This window comes from Streptomyces griseorubiginosus, from assembly GCF_017614965.1.
GTDB lineage: Bacteria > Actinomycetota > Actinomycetes > Streptomycetales > Streptomycetaceae > Streptomyces > Streptomyces griseorubiginosus_B.
Genome location: NZ_WVUG01000476.1, coordinates 1 through 4467, shown reverse-complemented (window position 1 = coordinate 4467; position 4467 = coordinate 1). Strand labels below are relative to the sequence as shown.

Annotated in this window: 3 protein-coding genes; all 3 read left to right on the top strand. The window is 73.2% G+C overall.

Annotated features, from left to right (window positions below):
• Positions 1 to 58: 58 nt before the first annotated feature.
• The gene (locus tag GRC12_RS42165; protein ID WP_439959949.1) at positions 59 to 2029 is read left to right on the top strand and encodes a glycogen debranching N-terminal domain-containing protein; all 1971 of its coding nucleotides are present in this window, start codon (positions 59 to 61) and stop codon (positions 2027 to 2029) included.
• 175 nt (positions 2030 to 2204) lie between these two features.
• Entirely contained in the window at positions 2205 to 2963 is a 759-nt protein-coding gene (locus GRC12_RS42160; protein WP_133046155.1) for an NUDIX hydrolase, read from the top strand.
• Positions 2964 to 3100: 137 nt separating this feature from the next.
• Positions 3101 to 4467 (top strand): ABC transporter ATP-binding protein (locus GRC12_RS46150; RefSeq protein ID WP_308286753.1); only part of this gene is annotated, 1367 nt, incomplete at its 3' end.

Here is a 4467-nt window from a genome sequence, read left to right as displayed (position 1 = left end):
GCCTCGCCCCGCGCCCACCTTCCCGCCTGGAGGACCCGCCCCGCCGCCCCGCGGCACCCTGGGCCCGCCTCCTCGTCGAACTGCCGGGTTACCGCCAACCCATACCGTCTTGATCTGTGTCGCGCTCCCGGGCCTTGCCATCTCCTCAGAACAGGGACAGATGACCGGTCAGGGACTGGAAGGGTTCTACTGCGCGGGCAGACGCGTGCTCTCCCGCTGCCAGGTCCGCGTGGCCGGGCGGGAACCGCTGGCGTTGCAGGCCCGGATGACCGCGGCCGACCGGGCCCGCTTCGTGGGGGCCGTGCACGTCTCCCCGCACTCCGGTCCAGACCCGGACCTCGTGGTGGAACGCGTCCGCCAGGCGGACGGCACGGAGCGGATCACGCTGCACAACGCGACCCCACGCGCCCTGCGCCTCCCGGTCGAGGTGTCCCTGGGGACGGACCTGGCGGACCTCGGCGCGATCGCATCCGGCAGAGCGGGGCCCGAACTCCCCGCCACCGTCCACGACTCGGGACTGCGCTGGTCCAGCGCCGGCGGCAACTCGTCGGTCACGGCGGATCCACCGCCCGCGGACGCGCTGGCCTCGGCTGGGCTGCTGCGCTGGGAATTGGATCTGCCTCCCGGCGGCAGCACTAGTGTGGAGCTGAGAGTACGGCCCGACAGAGTGGGGGGCGTCCGAGCCGTTGGCCGTACCGCGGCCGGCCCCTTCGCCGTCGCACGGGCGTCGGGCGACGATCCCAGGCTCCAGCCACTCCTGCGGACGAGCGTCGAGGACCTCCAGGCTCTCCTGCTGCGCGACCCCGCCCGCCCTTCAGACACCCACCTCGCCGCCGGCGCTCCCTGGCGCTGTGGGTCGGCCCCTGCCGAAGCGCTCGCCGCGGCAAGGATGACGCTGGCGCTCGGCACCCGGCTCGCCGCGGGCACGCTGCGTACCCTGGCCCGCACCCAACTCACCGGCCCAGGGCGGCAGTCCGGCCTGATCCCGGGAGCCCGACGGGACGCGGGCCCCCATCTGCCACCGGGCTGCACGGCCACGGAGGCCACGCTGCTCTACCCCGTGCTCCTCGCGGAGGCCCGCCGCTGGGGGCTCCCAGAACAGGAGACGGAAGAACTGCTGCCCACGGCCGAACGCTGTCTGACCTGGCTGCGGACGACCATCGGCGACGGTACCTACCTGAACGACCCGGAACCAGGCGGCCTGGCCCGCTGCGAGACACAGGCCCACGCGCACCGGGCGGCACTGCTCGGTGCCGATCTGCTCAACGTCTGCGGTCGGCCGGGCGGGGAGGAGTTGCGGCAGTGGGCGCGGGCGCTGCGGACGGCGTTCCAGGAGGAGTTCTGGATCGACGATCACGGCGGAGGCCGGCCCGCGGCCGCGCGACTCCCGGACGGCAGCCCGGTGCCGTACCTGGGCGCGGCCGCCGTCCATCTGCTCGACACCGGCCTGCTCGGCGGGGGCGAACAGGCACCGGGACTGCTCGACAAGGTGCGGACGGAACAACTCGCCAGGCTGCTCGGTGGCCCCGCCCTGGACTCCGGCTGGGGGCTGAGGAGTCTGGGCACGAAGGAGCCGGGACACAACCCGTTCGGGCACCGGAGCGGGGCCGTGCGTGTACACGAAACGGCCGTGGCCGTAGCGGGCCTCGCCGCCGCGGGCTACGAGAAGGAGGCGGGTTCGCTGTTGCGTGGCGTTCTTGCGGCGGCCGAGGCCTTCGGCCACCGGCTGCCCGAGATGTACGCGGGGGAGCAGCGCACCGAGGCGAGCACCCCGCTCCCGCACCCGGCGGCCTGTCGTCCGGCCGCCACCGCCGCGGCCGCCGGCGTGCTCCTGTTGACCACGCTCGCCGGGATCCGCCCCGACGCCCCCGCCCGCTCGGTCACGCTCCGACCCCTGCGCAGCGCGCCCCTGGGCGAGATCGTCCTGACCGGTCTACGGGTGGCCGGCGCCCCCTTCTCCGTACGGGTCAGCCGGCTCGGACTCGCCATGGTCGAGGAGGCGGCCGAAGGGCTGTCACTGGGAGCGTGACCTCGCACGACGCACCACAGCACAACACCAGGGAGGAGACGGTGCGCGTGCTTGGCGTCCGTCACCCCCTGCTTCCTTCCAGCTCATACCGCACCGAAATGACCGAAGTCGATCAACCATCGAGGCGGCCGACGAATGGAGTGTTTATCGTCAGGCAGACGACTATGATCGCCGCATGCCCTACGACCCGTCAGCCTTTCCGCCCTTCGCCGTCACCGTGGACCTGGTCGTGCTGACCGTGCGCCGCCATGCCCTGTGCGCGCTGGCGGTACGCAGGGGCGAACCGCCCTTCCAGGGCCGTTGGGCGCTTCCCGGTGGGTTCGTACGGGCCGACGAGGACCTGGCGCAGGCGGCGGCGCGTGAGCTGGCGGAGGAGACCGGACTGCGCGCCCATGACCCGTCCGTCCCCGCCCAGGACAACGGCGCGCATCTCGAACAGCTCGCGACCTACGGCGACCCCAAGCGGGACCCCCGGATGCGGGTCGTCAGCGTCGCCCACCTCGCCCTCGCCCCTGACCTGCCGGCACCCCGAGCGGGCGGCGACGCCAGCAACGCACGCTGGGCACCGGTCGACGAACTGCTGCAGCAGGGCGGTTACGGCCGGGACGGCGAACCGGTGGCGCCGCTCGCCTTCGACCACGCCCAGATCCTCTCCGACGGCGTGGAGCGCGCCCGCTCCAAGATCGAGTACTCGTCCCTCGCCACGGCGTTCTGCCCCACCGAGTTCACGGTCGGCGAGCTCCGCCGCGTCTACGAGGCGGTGTGGGGCGTGGCGCTCGATCCACGCAACTTCCATCGCAAGGTGACGGGCACCCCCGGATTCCTCGTGCCCACCGGCGGCACGACCACGCGCCAGGGCGGCCGCCCGGCACAGCTCTTCCGTGCCGGTGGCGCCACTCTGCTCAACCCCCCGATGCTGCGTCCCGAAGTGTGACGGCTCGTTTCACGGAGCGCGGTGGAACCGGGTCCGGGAGATAACGGCGAGCAGGCTTCCGGAAATGTGGGGCGACGGGCCGCGAACTGACCCTGTGCTGCCCGAAAAAACGGACAAAGCGCGCTATCTTGCTACGAGTGATCCAGGCCTTCGGACTGACCAGCAATCCCCGCAAGGACCTCCCGCCCGCCGTCGACGACGTCTCCTTCGACGCGCGAGCGGGCCACGTCACCGCGCTGCTCGGCGCAGCGGGAGCGGGCAAGACCACGGCGCTCAGACTCATGCTCGAACTGCAACAGGGCCGTGGCATCACCTACTTCAGAGGCCGTCCCCTGCACCGCGTCGCCCACCCCTCACGCGAGGTCGGCGTGCTCCTCGGAGACGTGCCAGGACACCCGGCGCGCACGGTCCGCGGCCATCTGCGCATGCTGTGCGCCGCCGCCGGGGTCCCCGTCCGCCGGGCCGACGAGGTCCTCGAAGTGGTCGGCCTCGTCAGCCTGCGCGACGAACGCCTCGGCACCCTCTCGCGCGGCATGGACCGCCGGCTCGGCCTCGCCTGTGCCCTGCTCGCCGACCCCCACACGCTGGTCCTCGACGACCCCGCCGACGGCCTCTCCGCGCGTGAGAGCCGTTGGCTGCACAGCATGCTGCGCGCGCACGCCACGCAGGGCGGCACCGTCCTGGTCACCGTGACCGACCCCAAGGAGGCCGCCCGCAACGCCGACCGGGTCGTCACCCTGGAGCGGGGCAGACTCGTCGCCGACCAGGACGCCGCCGAGTTCGCCCGGACCCGGTTGCGCCCCCGCGTCGCCGTCCGCAGTCCCTATGCCGCGCGCCTGGCCGCTCTCCTCACGAAGGAGGCCCGCGCCGCCCAGCGCTCGGTCGAGGTCGTTCGCGAGGGCGGCAACCGCCTGTCCGTGTACGGCAGTACCTGCGCCGACATCGGCGAGGCCGCCTTCCGTCACGGCATTCTCGTCCACCAACTCGCCGACGAGGTGGGTGACATGGGTCCGGGAGCCGGAGACGTTCCCCGCACGGGGCCGACGGCTGAGGCAGTGCGGCTCGGCGGGGCCGTGAGGGCGACCGCGCAGACGCGCGACGAGCCGCATGCGACGGGCCGGGACCGGCACGCGGAGGTTGGTCAGGTTCTTCAGCGGCGCGACGACACGAGTGCGGCGGGCGGGAACGGGCATGCCGATGCCGGCCACGTTCCTGCGGCGCGGGATGACTCGACTGTGGCAGGTGGGGACCGGGATGCCGACGTCAGCCAGGTTCCCCAGACGCGGGACGACTCGCCTGCGGCGGCCAGGGATCGTGCTGCCGACGCTGTTCAGGATCACTGGGCACCAGACGTCACGCGCTCGGCAGGCTCCGACCGGCGCCCCGAAGCCGCCGCGCACGCCCCCACAGCGCCCCCCGGGCACTCCCGTCCGGAATCGACCCCGCCTGTGCCCGCGCAAAATTCTCGCCCCGCCGAAGCTCGCTGCGCCGACCCGCTCTCCCC